A 13,342-nucleotide genomic window follows, 5' to 3' on the forward strand; every position below is an offset into this window, starting at 1 on the left:
CCTGTTCTGGGAGGAATCACAATGGAGAACCGCAATGGAACCAACGGAGAGAAGCTGGGCGAAGATAGCGTGATCGAAGTGAAGGCAAGCGAATTCGAGGAACGGGAGAATAGATCGATATCCCGCCGCAAGCTGCTTGTTTCGCTAGGAATGGCCGGCGCCGCGATCGCGGCGGGTTCGCTGGCGAAGGGTTCGGAAGCGTTCGCACACGGCTCCGGCAGCGTGACCGATTCGGTGTACGGGAAGGACAAAGACAAGAACAAAGACAAAAAGGACAAGGACCTGAAACTTGATGATCCTTGCTGCTCCTTGGACGACTTCGTTATCAATACTACTATCGCAGAGCTGCGCGCCACAAAGGCGGCGAATGCGGATCATGTCTACTACGTGAGGGATCTCGGCCAGCAGGGTCATTTTCGCTATGATGCTGCGGACACGGCCTCGGCGGACAATACGGGCACCTTGCTCGTTTCAGCCGCCGGGCTCCGGTTCAAACGGAACTACGCCGAAGCATTAAACGTCAAATGGTTCGGCGCAAAGGGCGACGGCATAACGGACGACGCAGCCGCCATTCAGTTGGCTGTCGACGTTGCGCAGAACCGGGGCGATACGCTGTACTTCCCGACTGCGGACTACATGATCTCCATTCCGATTACCATCGGTAATTCGAAGAAACCGATTCGCATCGTAGGCGACGGGTTTCAGAAAGGCTCTTGGATTCGCGCCCACTCGTCGGTGTCGCCTGCCAGCCCGATCAAAGCCGCGTTCGTGTTTGACGACACACGCGTGGCGGAACGGTTCGAGTTCTCCGACATCGTGATTCAAGGGGAGACAGGCAAGTTCGAATATGGCATTTATACGAAGAAAATTTCCCATTCTTTGTTTCGCCGCATCCGTATCGTACAAACGAAGGTTGCTGCTCTTGCAATCGGCTACGGCTGGTGCAACGATGTGGAAACCTGTGAGTTCTCCTTCAATTTCGGCGACGGCATCCTTTTTGCGGCGGACAATGTCAACATGCTGAACGTGATCAACACGAAGCTGTTTGCCAACGAGGGTATCGCCATTAATATGGCAAACAGCGCGCTCGGCGTCCGGATCAACGGCTGCTCCATCGAGGACAACAAGGTGTGCGGCATCTATACGAAGATGCTGAATACGCCGCTCGACGTAACCGATTGTTACTTTGAAAATAACGGAGAGACAGGCTACCAGCTGACGAACCCGAACCGGCTCATACGCTCGTGCATCATCATCAACGGCAATACGGCTGCCGGTATCGTGGCCAATGCTTATCCTACCAGCACCGTAAGGATCAATAACAATATCGTATCGGTCTCGGCCGACGAATCTTTTGTGACCTGTTATTCCGCAAGCTCCAGCCTGGTGATCGCAAGCAATACGTTCGTCCGGTACAAAACGCCGGCGGTCTCTTATGCGGTTCTGCGGACAGGCACGAGCAAGACCGGACTGGGTGCCCGTGTCAATAACGCCCGGATTTACGGGAACGGGGTGTGGGATAATCATAAGACCGAGATGACGCTGAGACCGATCTGGGTCGAGGATTTGGCACAAGCGGCGACCTTGCTGCACACGGCATGGATCCAAGGCGTGCCTGACCTGGATTACGCGCCTGCGGCCGCCTCCTTCTCCTCCGTATTAAGCGGCGGGGGAGGCACATACGCTTTGTCGTCTGCAGTCAAGTTCAATGGCCGGGATGTATACGAATTGACGGGTGCGGCAAACACCGACGTATTCGGCTATACGATCAATCTGGCGGATTATCCGCGAATCGCAGGTAAATACGTCTATATCGCCTTTTACGCGAAGCCGTCGGCGGCTAGCACCGGAGCGGCGGCATACACAAGCCAGTTGGGGATGAGTACGACGTCATACTCGACCGATACGAGTTGGCGGCTGATCAGTTATGTTGATCTGATGCCTGTGAGCGGCACCGTCACATTCGGATTGCGCAAAATATCCAGTTCCGAAGCCACTACTCTATACGTATCGCTGCCGGTGCTGAAAGAAATCGGCGTACCTACGAACAGCTTGGTAGAAAGTTAATAGAGAGATAAAGGCAGGAGAAACCGATGGCAGAGACAATCACTCCACGAGTGCTAGATACGCAACAACCGGAACAACCTCAATTTCAACAAACGCTTAAGGTAGTGATCGTGGGGGCGGGCAACCGCAGCTTGACCTATGCCTCCTACGGACTCGCGCATCCGGAAGAGCTGCAGGTTGTCGCGGTAGTCGATCCTGACGAGCTGAGATGCCATCGGCTGGCCGACCTGCACGGCGTCGCGCCGAACCGGTGTTACGCCAGTCTGGACGCGCTCCTCGAAGATGGGCGGATCGCCGACGCAGCAATCAATGGAACGATGGATGCGCTGCACGTCCCGACTAGCTTACCGCTTTTGGAGGCAGGCTACGATATCCTGCTCGAGAAGCCGATCGGCATTTCGAAGGAGGAGATACTCGTCCTGCTGGACGCCGCCCGCCGCCATGACCGGAAGGTTATGATCTGCCATGTTCTGCGGTACGCGCCTTATTACCGAGAGATCCGCAAGCGGATCGCAGAAGGGGTCATCGACGATATCGTGAACATTCAGACCGGCGAACATGTGAGCTACCACCACATGTCCGCCGCCTTCGTCCGTGGCAAGTGGGGCAGCAAGGAGCAAGGCGGCTCCTCGATGCTGATGGCCAAATGCTGCCATGACATGGATTTAATCACATGGCTGAAAAGCGGGATCCCGCCAATTCGGGTAACCAGCAGCGGCGGGTTGAGCTTTTTCCGCAGCGATCGGGCGCCTGCCGGATCAGGAACGCGCTGTCTCGCCGACTGCCCGATCGAAGCGGAGTGCGATTATTCGGCGCGTAAGCATTATATCGAGCAAGCACGGTGGGGGACCTATGTGTGGAGGTCCATCGAGCACTTGGGATCTGAACCGACTACAGAGCAGAAGCTGGAGTCGCTTCGGACGGACAATCCGTACGGACGATGCGTCTGGCGCAGCGACAACGACGCGGTTGACCATCAGTGCGTCGTGATCGAGTTCGCAGACGGATCCACGGCGACCCATACGCTGATCGGCAATACGTCTAAGCCTTGCAGGACGTTGCATATCATCGGGACGAAAGGCGAGATCAGCGGCGTCATGGAAGACGGGTATTTCACGATTCGCCACCCGGATGTCCGGGCCGGCCATGAATACACCGAAGAACAGGTGCATCTGAACGTGTCGATGGATATGCACGGCGGTGGGGATCTGCGGCTGGTCGAGGATTTCATCCGCTACTGCCGAGGTGAGGCTGCCTCGCTGTCCACAACGTCGATCGGCGACTCGATTTACGGGCATCTGCTCGGTTTCGGAGCGGACAAGGCAATGGAAGAAGGCGTCTGGGTGACGCTTGAACGCCTAGAGTCTTAAGCATGGGAAGTCCTGCGAACGAACAGCTCGATGGGTATACGACGAAATACGCCTTGCGATATCGGGCGAACAGCGGTTGTAGGAAATGGGACCGTAAATAGGCATTGATTCGGGGACCAAACGAAACCTCAAGCTTAGCTTCGGGTTTTGTTTGGTTTTTTCTGCCTTGAGTTTGTTGCAGTTTTTCTTTTGCCGCTGTGGTTTTTATAATAATGTATAGGAGCGGCAATAACGCGCGTGCATGCTAACTACTAAGACTTAAGTCATAAAAAGCAAGTAAAGAGGGAGAACATGAAATGGATCCTCATATCCGCAAAAAAGCATTGATTGCAGGTTCCGGTATCGGAGGACTTAGCGCTGCGATCGCTTTGCAAAAGGTCGGCTGGGAAACGGTTGTATTCGAGAAAGCGCCTGAACGTACGGAAGGCGGAGCCGGAATTGTTATGGCTGCCAATGCTATGAAGGCACTCGATAAGCTAGGTGTTGCGGAGCGGGTGCGAATGCAAGGGAAGGAGGTCGGAATGGCGGAAATTCGTACCTGGGATGGGAAGCTGATCGTGAGGCTGCCGGTTCGAAAGCAAGCCGAGCAATTTGGCAGCCCTAGTTATTTGATACATCGGACGGAACTGCAAGCCATCCTTCAAGAAGGTCTAGCTCCTGGCACGGACGTGCAGTTTAACAAAAAGCTGGAAAGCTGGAAACAAAATAACGGTAAAGTCACCACATTATTCGCCGACGGGACCCAGGTTGAAGGAGATTTGCTCATAGGCGCGGACGGACTCCATTCCACCGTGAGGGAAGGTCTTACCGGCAGCACGCCCTTGCGTTATTCGGGCTATACGGCGCTTCGCGGCATTTCCGTATTTCGTGACGAGCGCTATCCGATGGCTGCAGGAGGCGGCTTTGAGGCTTGGGGGCCCGGAAAACGATTCGGATTTTCCCATCTTGGGCAGGACCGCATTTTTTGGTTTGCGGCGATCAATGCTCCTCAAGGGACGTTAGGTCGGGCAAGCGAGCGCAAAGCTGCGGCGCTGCGGCATTTTCGGGGATGGTTTGACCCGATAGAAGCGGTCATCGAAGCGACAGAGGAAGACAAAGTGCTTGCCCATGATATTTTTGACCGTCAGCCGATTTCAACTTGGCATGATGGATGCGTGACGCTGCTTGGCGATGCGGCTCATCCGATGCTTCCCAATCTTGGCCAAGGCGGAGCACAGGCCATCGAGGACTCGTTTGTACTTGCCGCTTGCCTAAGAGAACATCATTCCGATGTTTCCAAATCTTTGCTTGCCTATGAACGACATCGAATGCCGCGCACGAACCGTGTAGTACTTCAGTCACGTCGAATGGGACGTCTTGTCCAGTTGGAGCATCCGGCAGCGATCCGCTTTCGCAATACCGTGCTTCGTGCGATGCCTGACCGCATCCAAATTGAACGTTTGAGATGGCTGCTGGGGTATGAGTTGTAGGTATGGGGATAGGGATATATTCTTGTAATTCGTACGTAGTAACAAGAAAAAAATCAGCAGTTTAAAAGTCTCTATAGATGTTTGTAGTTGTCAGCAATAATTTTTTGGAATAAATTATATCATTAAATTTAGGGAGAGAAGAATAAAAATGAATTTAACCGAAGACCAAATTGTATTTCGGCTTAATGAAATCAAGCAATTAATTACGCCTATCGATGGGTGGTTATCGGATGAAGGAGTCGAGAATCTGTACAGATATACGTTACTTGCCCCGGTTTCCAATGTAGTTGAAATAGGCTCATGGAAGGGGAGATCGACTTCATGCTTGGCATCCGCTATTAAAGATCGAAATGGAGGTCGTGTGTACGCTGTTGATAAATGGAAAATAACGCCTGAGCTTCAAAGTTATTTGAAAGGGTATTATGCCGAAGATCAATTATATGATGAATTTATTGATAATATGACAAAGTTGAATTTCATAGATTATATCGAACCGATTAGGCAGGACAGTATCGAGGCTTCGCGTAGATGGCCTTTGACTCGAAAGATTGGCTTATTATATATTGATGCAGCACATGATTATTTATCGGTAAAACAAGATTTTGAGTTTTGGAGTCCGTTTGTTGCTTCAGGCGGATTTATCATTTTTGATGACGTTCCAAGCTGGCCCGGACCGACTACATTGATTGGCGAATTGCCCAAATGGTATAAACAAATAGATATAAGAGGAAGCCACGCTATATTTCAAAAATTATAAATAACAAGGCTGGGGAGATGCACGTATTCGGACGCAAGCATCTCGGACATAACCGCCTAACGACATCTGTCGGGTGACACAAGTATATGAACTCAGCAAAAGTCGCATATCATGCGGCTTTTTTAGTGCTAGCTATACGTTGTATCATTAAGATCATCTATTATTATTATAGAAATAATACCGTTTCTTTCGAGACAAGCGTAACGGGTATCCGAAGTTCAAGAGCCGGAAAAATCCGGTGCAGAGCTACACGACCAACAATCAGAAGGGCACCATACGTATCACGGCCGATAGCAAACATNCAACAATCAGAAGGGCACCATACGTATCACGGCCGATAGCAAACATGTCCGCATCCCGAAGATCGGCGAGATCCGGATCAAGCTCCATCGCCAAATTCCGAATGGCCATACCATCAAATCGGCCACGATCAGCCGCAATTCAGGCGGAAGTTATCACATCTCCATTTTGACCCATTACGAGATAGATGTAAAACCGATCGTCCCCCAGCCTAACAAGGTTTTGGGATTAGACTATAGCTCGAAGGGGCTCTACATCGACCACACGAATACAGCTGCCAATTATCCGAAGTACTTCCGCAAAATGGAGGTTCGGCTGAAGAGCGAACAGCGGGTGCTCTCCCGAAGAAAAAAGGGCGGTTCAAACTGGAATAAACAAAAACTGCGGGTCGTCCGTCTCCATGAGAAAGTATCCAATCAGAGGAAAGATTTCCTGCACAAATTGAGCAGGCAGCTAGCCGAAACCTGGGAGGCCGTCGTCGTGGAAGACTTGAATATGAAAGCCATGTCGCAAGCGTTATCCCTCGGAAAAGCAACGATGGATAACGGTAATGGGCTGTTCAGGACGTTCCTAGGCTACAAAATGGCCGAGCGAGGAAAGCGTTTTGTTCGGATCGACAAATGGTTTCCATCCAGCAAACGCTGTGGAGCATGCTACAAGATCAACAAGACATTGACGCTGAAGGAACGCGTCTGGGTATGTGAGGGCTGCGGCGGTATCCATCAAAGGGATGAGAATGCAGCCGGAAACATAAGAGCCGAAGGGTTGTGCCTGTTAGGACTTGCATAGAGCGAGAGAGAACCGCCGGGCTGGCGGGGATAGCCCAGTAAGGATAGCTGCGATTGCAGGTAGGTCCTGGGAAGCCCCCACTTCTATAAGTGGTGGGAGCATGTCACAGTAGATGTTTATACGGGGGCTTCACTTGGGTCTGAAGTTGAGAAGTTGATATTTACGGAAATGTTAATTCCACGCATGTATTAGGAACGAATATGATGAACGGAATCGGCGGCTCGGGAGACTTTACCCAAAATACGCGTCTAGGCATTTTCGTAACGAAATCTTACGCCAAAGGCGGAGCGATTTCATCCGTGGTGCCTATGGTTTCACACCGTGACCATACGGAGCATGACGTTGATGTGATCGTAACGGAGCAAGGAATTGCGGATTTACGAGGGTTGGCACCGAAAGAACGCGTAGAGTTGATTAGCTCGACAGGCAAGGCGCCGATTGTTAAAGAACCGCGCTTAATCATTTCTAAATCATTGATTTGCAGCTTCGTATTTTCAATCGCCCGAAAAATATTCAAGCTTTGCCCATATAATATTTTACCGGCTTCCGTTAAAGATATTTTTTTACCAAGACGATCAAAGAGCAGCGCGCCAATTTCATTTTCAAGCGCTTTGATTTGATGACTTAATGTCGGCTGTGAAATATGCAATTTTTCTGCAGCTCGGGTAAAGTGCAGCTCTTTACTTAATGTCATAAAGTATTCCAGTTGTCGAAATTACATTTTGACGCCTCAGTTTCTTTATGTTCTTGAGAGTATTATAACATACTGTCGTGAAGGGTAGAGTTATTGGGATAATCGAACGCCAGTCCGACACCTCTAGTAACCTTTCTAGTTTTTAGGCCGATCTAAGTGATTGATTGAACTGCTGCGTCTCATCGCCCTCCCGTGGAACACGTTTCGTCTAATTCTGGCGCCATCGCGACGCCCTCCCAATTTCAATTGAGAGATCGCTTTTTATGTAGTTTGATTCCTCGTTGGAGGGTAATGAAACGGTGCCAGGAGAGCTCGCGGTGGAGCTGCTTATCTAGCGGGGCGGGAGTATCGCGAGAAACTGCACGATACGAGAGATTTCAATTCGCACTACACTAGAAAAATGGGGTTTCGTATGACTTACCGAAAAACCGGCGAAGTTTCCTCGATCATTCCGCTCAATCGCGAATTATTGCGGGTATTAGCTGGGTATTTGCATGAATAACGAAGAGTTTGAACGGATTCGGATGTATGATTGTTCGAGCATACGAAACGGAGTGAAGACTCAATTCTCAATTTTATCATAACGTTTAAGCTTTGAAGTTAGCAGGGGGCTGCAAATTAGCAATTGCCTTTGCAGTTGTTGTAGATGGCTTCCGCTTCCCGCAAGCATTCCAGTGCGGGCCTGCCCCTGAGCCTGCATGCAACGATATATTGGGATTCCGCTAGTCGGCATAAAGGGACCCTAAGAAAGCAAGGCAGTCTTAGCATAACCGCTTTTCTCTTGTCGAACGAGACCAGCTCTTTTCTCAGCTTGCCAAAGGCCAGAGCCAGTGCCTCGTTCAGTTCATTGACCTTGTTGCCGTCGTAGACAAGAAATTGCCGCCTGATGCATTTTGATTTGCCGCCATTCGATTTCGACCGCGTGCTGCCCGAGGAGATAACCAAAGGATTGCCGTTCAAGGAAATCTGCAGCACTCCGTTCAAATTGCCTTTCGGTATACGCTGGGTTTCCACAAAACTAACCTCCAAAACGCCGTCTTTAGTCTTGACTTCGGCATCCGCGGAGAAAATAGCCGTTCCCCCCACTTGTTTGAAAATAACCGCCATTCTAGTACGCCTCCCGTATTCTTTCATCCTTTCATATAATGCAGGACAAGACGGTAAGGAAATCGGTAAAAATCTACTTGAAAAGAAAAAAAACGTGTTAAAGCCAATTAAAGGAATTTGAATACCTCGAGTAGAAGTAGTCAGTATCAACTTTTATGCGAGGTGGATGGCCATGAAGTTAACACCGCAGGATGTGAATACAATCAGCAATGGTGATTAGAAAATTGCTGGACTTCGAAGCACTATTGCGAATACGTAGCGTTATATCTACGCTGATCAAGCAGAATCGTCCTATACTTTCATCGCTTAGAAATGGGGGAATACAAGATGGAGAAAAAGTCTGTAGATTCGCTGGATTACATGAACGCTTTTGAAATATCCTCTGGTAGTCGAACCAAGCCGCTTCACTTATTAGCCCGCTTACATATTCGTAATTGGAAGAAACTTTCATTAGCATTCATATTTTTCATATTACGCACGTCCCCTCTCTGGTTATTACCTATTGTTACTGCAAATATAATCAACATCATTACATACCCTGATAAGTATTCAATGGCATATTTTTGGTCGAATTTGATTATCATCATCTTGGTTACAGCACTGAATGTGCCTACACATGTGATGTATATTCGCTACATGAGCAGTGCGGTTCGGCATGTAGAAGCCGGTTTAAGAAGTACGCTCATCCGCAAACTTCAGAAATTATCGCTCAGCTATCACGGTGATCTTAATGCGGGCAAAATTCAATCGAAGGTACTGCGTGATGTCGAGCAGGTTGATTTTTTATCTAGACAAATCATTCTCTCGGTTTTGCCAGCTTGTATCAATCTAGTTGCAATTACTGCGTTAACCCTAGTATACAGTTGGTATGTTGCGGTCTTCTTTGTCTTTTTAGTTCCCATTGCGGTTGTTTTAGTTCGTTTTTATCGCGCGAAAATCACAAAGTATAATCGGGAATTGCGTACTAATATTGAGAAAATGTCGGGGGAAGTTTCTGAAACTGTCGAGATGATTCCGGTAACACGTGCACATGGATTAGAAGAGAACGAAATCAAAAAGGTAGATCATGCACTAGAAGGCATACGAATCGCAGGGCTTCGAATAGATGCTATTGAAGCAAAGTTTGGCGCACTTGGTTGGGTGTTTTTTCAGTTTTTTCAGGTGGTGTGTCTGTTTTTTACGGCGGGTCTTGCTTACATGGGCTATATGAAGATTGGCGATATTATGATGTATCAAGGCTTTTTCACGATGATGGTTGGCTATGTGTCGCAAATTATGAATATTTATCCGAATTTAATGAAGGGCTTCGAATCCTTGTATTCTGTTTCTGAAGTACTAAATTCCGATAATTTGGAAGCGTATAACGGGGAAAGAAAGCTGGATGCTGTTCAAGGCGATTTTCAGTTTAATGAAGTTTATTTTCGTTATGAGGATTCTGAGAAGCATGCAGTTGAAAAATTTTCGCTCCATGTCCGTTCAGGAGAGAAAATCGGCATTGTAGGGGAATCTGGTGCGGGGAAATCCACCATTTTGAATCTGATCATTGGTTTTTACAAGCCGCAGAAGGGTCAAATTCTAATTGATGGTGTGCCGATGTCGGAACTTAGTATGAAGGACTACCGTCAATCATTGGCGATTGTGTTGCAGAACAATATTTTATTCTCTGGTACAATTCGTGAGAATATTACTTATGGTTTAGATGATGTTTCCGATGAGCGGTTGCAACAAGCGGTATGGATGGCCAATCTACAAGACGTTGTTCGAGATCTACCTGAGGGAATGGATACGTCGATCGGTGAACATGGTGGGAAGTTATCGGGCGGTCAAAAGCAACGCATTGCAATTGCGCGAGCGTTAGTCAGAAACCCGAAAATCATTGTGCTGGATGAAGCTACTTCTGCTCTAGATAATATTTCAGAAAAGCATGTGCAACAAGCGATGGAGCAATTAATACAAGGGAGAACAACATTTATCGTAGCTCATCGTTTATCAACCGTTCGTAATGTTGATCGCATCGTCGTCATGAAAAAGGGCCGAATCGTTGAGGTGGGCACTTACGATGAGCTAATGGCCAAGCAAGGCTATTTCTATCAAATGAAAAGTTCGTAGATTCGGTCAACAGGATGTGGATGAAGCAGATTTTCGAGTAATGTTGGAAAAAATGAATCATGACAGGCAATATAATACTTTTGTTGCAACCGTTACTACCTACGTCTCCCTGAAATTCTGGGGAGATTTTTTTCTGATTTTTAAGGATTTTTAGTACGCGATGTAGAAGTATTCTCTTATCAGATTTTGCGGAAGGAGCGCGTACAATGAAGCTAACATCTAAACAGGTACTACACATTAGCAAAGGAGATCCCGAGATTGCTGGCTTTATTTCCGTGCTCCTGGGCCAAAACGAAAGTTAACCGAAATTGTGGAAACGCAAGCGCGGCAAATCAAGAAACTCCAACATCGCGTACAGGAACTAGAACGCCAGATCGGTCAAAATAGCAACAACAGCAGCAAACCACCCTCGAGTGACAAAAGGCAAGTGCTTGACTTGCCTCTGGCTCCGCTCATCAACACCGAGCATCGCGCCGAAGAGAAGCGCTGTCCTTGTTGTCACACCCTACAAAGAGCCGATTTTCCCAGCGCAGTTAAAGCACCTGTTCAATACGGGGAAAGCTTACACTGCTCAAACAATCCCTCCCTTTGCACGAATCACTCGTTTCCGTTCTTCGCGGTCGGTTTCAATTTAGTGCTACGTAAGTAGTAACGAGCAATTGACGCTATAAACTCCTTGTGATATATTGTGCATACACAACATACACAATTTAACGAGGAGGTACGGTATGTTCGCATTGGACGTTAGAAATATCAATAAGCAGTATCAAAATTTTCAGTTAAAAGATGTGTCGATTCAACTGGAAAAGGGCTATATTATGGGATTTATCGGTGCAAATGGCGCAGGAAAAACAACCACAATAAAATCGATCCTGAATATGATTCATATCGATAGCGGCGAGGTACGTATTTTGGGCAAAAACATTGCCGAACACGAAATCGAATTAAAGCAGGAAATCGGCTATGCATTCGGTGGCACCGACTTTTACACGAGAAGCAAATTGAAAACGTTGACCGGTGTGTTTAAAAAATTTTATACGAATTGGGATAACGAAACCTACTACAGCTATCTGAGAAGGTTCAAATTGGATGAAAACAAAAAAATTGCCGAATTGTCAACGGGAATGAAAGTTAAGTATAATTTGGCCCTTGCTTTATCCCATGGCGCAAAACTTCTCGTCCTAGATGAACCGACCAGCGGACTCGATCCGGTTGCTAGAGACGATCTTCTGGATGTTTTTCAAGAACTCGTAATCGATGGCGAAATCAGCATTCTTTTCTCTACGCACATTACATCTGACTTGGAGAAATGCGCGGATTTTATTACGTTTATCGATAACGGAACAATCATAAACAGTTCTGAGAAGGATGCATTTATAGAGTCATATCGCTTAATTCATGGAAATGAAGGTCAGTTAAACCAGGTGAAAGAACGCTTAATTTCCTACAAAATAAATGCTTTCGGCTTTACGGGGTTGATTCGCGCCTCAGACTTCGATCCGACTTTCGATATGAAAGCAACCACGCCGAGCCTCGAGGAAATTATGATTTACTTCGCGAAAAAGGAGGGTGTGCATGTATAACTTAGTGGTAAAGGATTTAAAACTAGGAGTGAATCCTATGTTTTTCGTCTTGCCTCTTTTAACAGGCGCCTTAATGTTAGTTCCCGCTTGGTTATATTTTCTAGTCCCTCTGTATTTTTGCTGGTTAACGATACCGTACATGTTTGCCGGATTTAGAACTCAGAACGATTTGATCTTTACCTCGATGATGCCGGTCACCAAAAAAGACATGGTGAAGGCGAGGGTGTCCGTTATTGTCATCATGGAATTATTGCATATAGTGATTGCGATGATCTATGGCATGATAACGCTTCGCCTATACCCGAATATGATTTACTATTTCTTCGCACCGCATTTGGGTTTTTGGGGACTCTGCTTTGTCATGCTTGCGATCTTCAACCTGATTTTTATATCCTTGTATTACAAGACGGCATATAAATATGGCGGGGCGACGACTGCAGGTATAGCGGCCGCTATGATTTTTGCAGGAGCTGCTCAATGGTTGGGAATCCGGGATTCTGATGTATATGACATATTCAACGGAACCGGCGCTGACAATTTGGCGCTTCAAACATCCATACTGATCGCAGGAATTGTGATATTTATTGGATTCACCATGATGGCTTATCGAATTGCAATCAAACGATTCCTAAAAGTGGAGATATGATGAACGTAGCAATTTCAAACACCTCGGAAAAACCGATTTATCAGCAGCTTTTTGAACAAATCGGCGCACAAATTTTGAAAGGCGAGTTAGAAAGCGGTTATTGCTTGCCGCCGATTCGACAAGCAGCTCTGGAGCTTCGTGTTAGCGTCATCACCGTAAAGAAAGCTTGGGAAGAACTCGAACGAAGCGGTTTGATAAATACAATAACCGGTAAAGGTTGTTTTGTAGCCGAATTTTCGTCCGATGAGATGCTTCGAATACGCAACGAAATGATTATGAAGCAAATGGTTAGCGACACTTCATACTACAAATCCTTTGGTCTCTCCCTAGATGAAGTTATCGAGCTTTTGAAAAAAGTATACTAACAGCACCTCCATAACATCCTTTGACGTTCGATATATGCGGTGCGGCACTAACGCCGCTTGCGGAAAAAGGAAGAACTCTCGGAGTG

At 47.4% G+C, this 13,342-nt stretch carries 11 protein-coding genes and 2 pseudogenes; 11 read left to right on the top strand and 2 right to left on the bottom strand.

All coding sequences use genetic code 11. The annotated features are described in order from the left end of the window. Positions 1-21: 21 nt before the first annotated feature. The 6 genes and pseudogenes from DQG23_RS04000 to DQG23_RS04025 form a co-directional block, all read left to right on the top strand. The gene (locus tag DQG23_RS04000; RefSeq protein WP_113029476.1) at positions 22-2,067 is read left to right on the top strand and encodes a glycosyl hydrolase family 28-related protein; all 2,046 of its coding nucleotides are present in this window, start codon (positions 22-24) and stop codon (positions 2,065-2,067) included. Positions 2,068-2,093: 26 nt separating this feature from the next. Further along, a complete protein-coding gene (locus tag DQG23_RS04005) occupies positions 2,094-3,437 on the top strand; it encodes a Gfo/Idh/MocA family protein (RefSeq protein WP_113029477.1) in 1,344 nt (447 codons plus the stop codon). Positions 3,438-3,733: 296 nt separating this feature from the next. Continuing rightward, a complete protein-coding gene (locus DQG23_RS04010) occupies positions 3,734-4,906 on the top strand; it encodes an FAD-dependent monooxygenase (protein ID WP_113029478.1) in 1,173 nt (390 codons plus the stop codon). Positions 4,907-5,054: 148 nt separating this feature from the next. Next, positions 5,055-5,663: a class I SAM-dependent methyltransferase gene (locus DQG23_RS04015; protein ID WP_113029479.1), complete on the top strand. Its 609-nt coding sequence runs from the start codon at positions 5,055-5,057 to the stop codon at positions 5,661-5,663. A 378-nt stretch (positions 5,664-6,041) separates the two neighbouring features. Further along, positions 6,042-6,752: an RNA-guided endonuclease InsQ/TnpB family protein gene (locus DQG23_RS04020; RefSeq protein WP_238177744.1), complete on the top strand. Its 711-nt coding sequence runs from the start codon at positions 6,042-6,044 to the stop codon at positions 6,750-6,752. A 149-nt stretch (positions 6,753-6,901) separates the two neighbouring features. Then, a pseudogene (locus tag DQG23_RS04025) lies at positions 6,902-7,201 on the top strand (acetyl-CoA hydrolase/transferase C-terminal domain-containing protein); the annotation flags it as partial. Here DQG23_RS04025 and DQG23_RS04030 read toward each other — a convergent pair. Both DQG23_RS04030 and DQG23_RS04035 read right to left on the bottom strand, forming a co-directional pair. Beyond that, positions 7,180-7,446: pseudogene (locus DQG23_RS04030) on the bottom strand (LysR family transcriptional regulator); the annotation flags it as partial. The pseudogenes DQG23_RS04025 and DQG23_RS04030 sit on opposite strands and share 22 nt — an antisense overlap. Before the next feature lie 618 nt (positions 7,447-8,064). Then, positions 8,065-8,553, bottom strand: coding sequence for a hypothetical protein (locus tag DQG23_RS04035; protein ID WP_113029481.1), 489 nt, complete (start codon positions 8,551-8,553; stop codon positions 8,065-8,067). A gap of 327 nt (positions 8,554-8,880) precedes the next feature. Between DQG23_RS04035 and DQG23_RS04040 the strand changes: the two genes are divergently transcribed. The 5 genes from DQG23_RS04040 to DQG23_RS04055 all read left to right on the top strand — a co-directional run bounded on the left by DQG23_RS04040 (position 8,881) and on the right by DQG23_RS04055 (position 13,256). Continuing rightward, positions 8,881-10,662: an ABC transporter ATP-binding protein gene (locus tag DQG23_RS04040; protein WP_113029482.1), complete on the top strand. Its 1,782-nt coding sequence runs from the start codon at positions 8,881-8,883 to the stop codon at positions 10,660-10,662. A gap of 310 nt (positions 10,663-10,972) precedes the next feature. Then, positions 10,973-11,311, top strand: a complete 339-nt coding sequence (locus DQG23_RS43690; protein ID WP_420330193.1) for a DUF6444 domain-containing protein — start codon at positions 10,973-10,975, stop codon at positions 11,309-11,311. A 79-nt stretch (positions 11,312-11,390) separates the two neighbouring features. Beyond that, a complete protein-coding gene (locus tag DQG23_RS04045) occupies positions 11,391-12,245 on the top strand; it encodes an ABC transporter ATP-binding protein (RefSeq protein ID WP_113029483.1) in 855 nt (284 codons plus the stop codon). Continuing rightward, entirely contained in the window at positions 12,238-12,891 is a 654-nt protein-coding gene (locus tag DQG23_RS04050) for an ABC-2 transporter permease (protein WP_113029484.1), read from the top strand. Before DQG23_RS04045 ends, DQG23_RS04050 begins: the two co-directional genes overlap by 8 nt. Next, positions 12,891-13,256, top strand: coding sequence for a GntR family transcriptional regulator (locus DQG23_RS04055; RefSeq protein WP_113029485.1), 366 nt, complete (start codon positions 12,891-12,893; stop codon positions 13,254-13,256). Before DQG23_RS04050 ends, DQG23_RS04055 begins: the two co-directional genes overlap by 1 nt. Positions 13,257-13,342 lie beyond the last annotated feature (86 nt).

The organism is Paenibacillus contaminans, assembly GCF_003285015.1.
Taxonomy (GTDB): domain Bacteria; phylum Bacillota; class Bacilli; order Paenibacillales; family NBRC-103111; genus Paenibacillus_V; species Paenibacillus_V contaminans.

Excerpts from the sequence above, each read along its gene's own strand:
- DQG23_RS04000 (WP_113029476.1), top strand. The coding sequence starts at position 22 with ATGGAGAACCGCAATGGAACCAACGGAGAGAAGCTGGGCGAAGATAGC.
- DQG23_RS04005 (WP_113029477.1), top strand. The coding sequence starts at position 2,094 with ATGGCAGAGACAATCACTCCACGAGTGCTAGATACGCAACAACCGGAA.
- DQG23_RS04010 (WP_113029478.1), top strand. The coding sequence starts at position 3,734 with ATGGATCCTCATATCCGCAAAAAAGCATTGATTGCAGGTTCCGGTATC.
- DQG23_RS04015 (WP_113029479.1), top strand. The coding sequence starts at position 5,055 with ATGAATTTAACCGAAGACCAAATTGTATTTCGGCTTAATGAAATCAAG.
- DQG23_RS04035 (WP_113029481.1), bottom strand. The coding sequence starts at position 8,553 with ATGGCGGTTATTTTCAAACAAGTGGGGGGAACGGCTATTTTCTCCGCG.
- DQG23_RS04040 (WP_113029482.1), top strand. The coding sequence starts at position 8,881 with ATGGAGAAAAAGTCTGTAGATTCGCTGGATTACATGAACGCTTTTGAA.
- DQG23_RS04045 (WP_113029483.1), top strand. The coding sequence starts at position 11,391 with ATGTTCGCATTGGACGTTAGAAATATCAATAAGCAGTATCAAAATTTT.
- DQG23_RS04050 (WP_113029484.1), top strand. The coding sequence starts at position 12,238 with ATGTATAACTTAGTGGTAAAGGATTTAAAACTAGGAGTGAATCCTATG.
- DQG23_RS04055 (WP_113029485.1), top strand. The coding sequence starts at position 12,891 with ATGAACGTAGCAATTTCAAACACCTCGGAAAAACCGATTTATCAGCAG.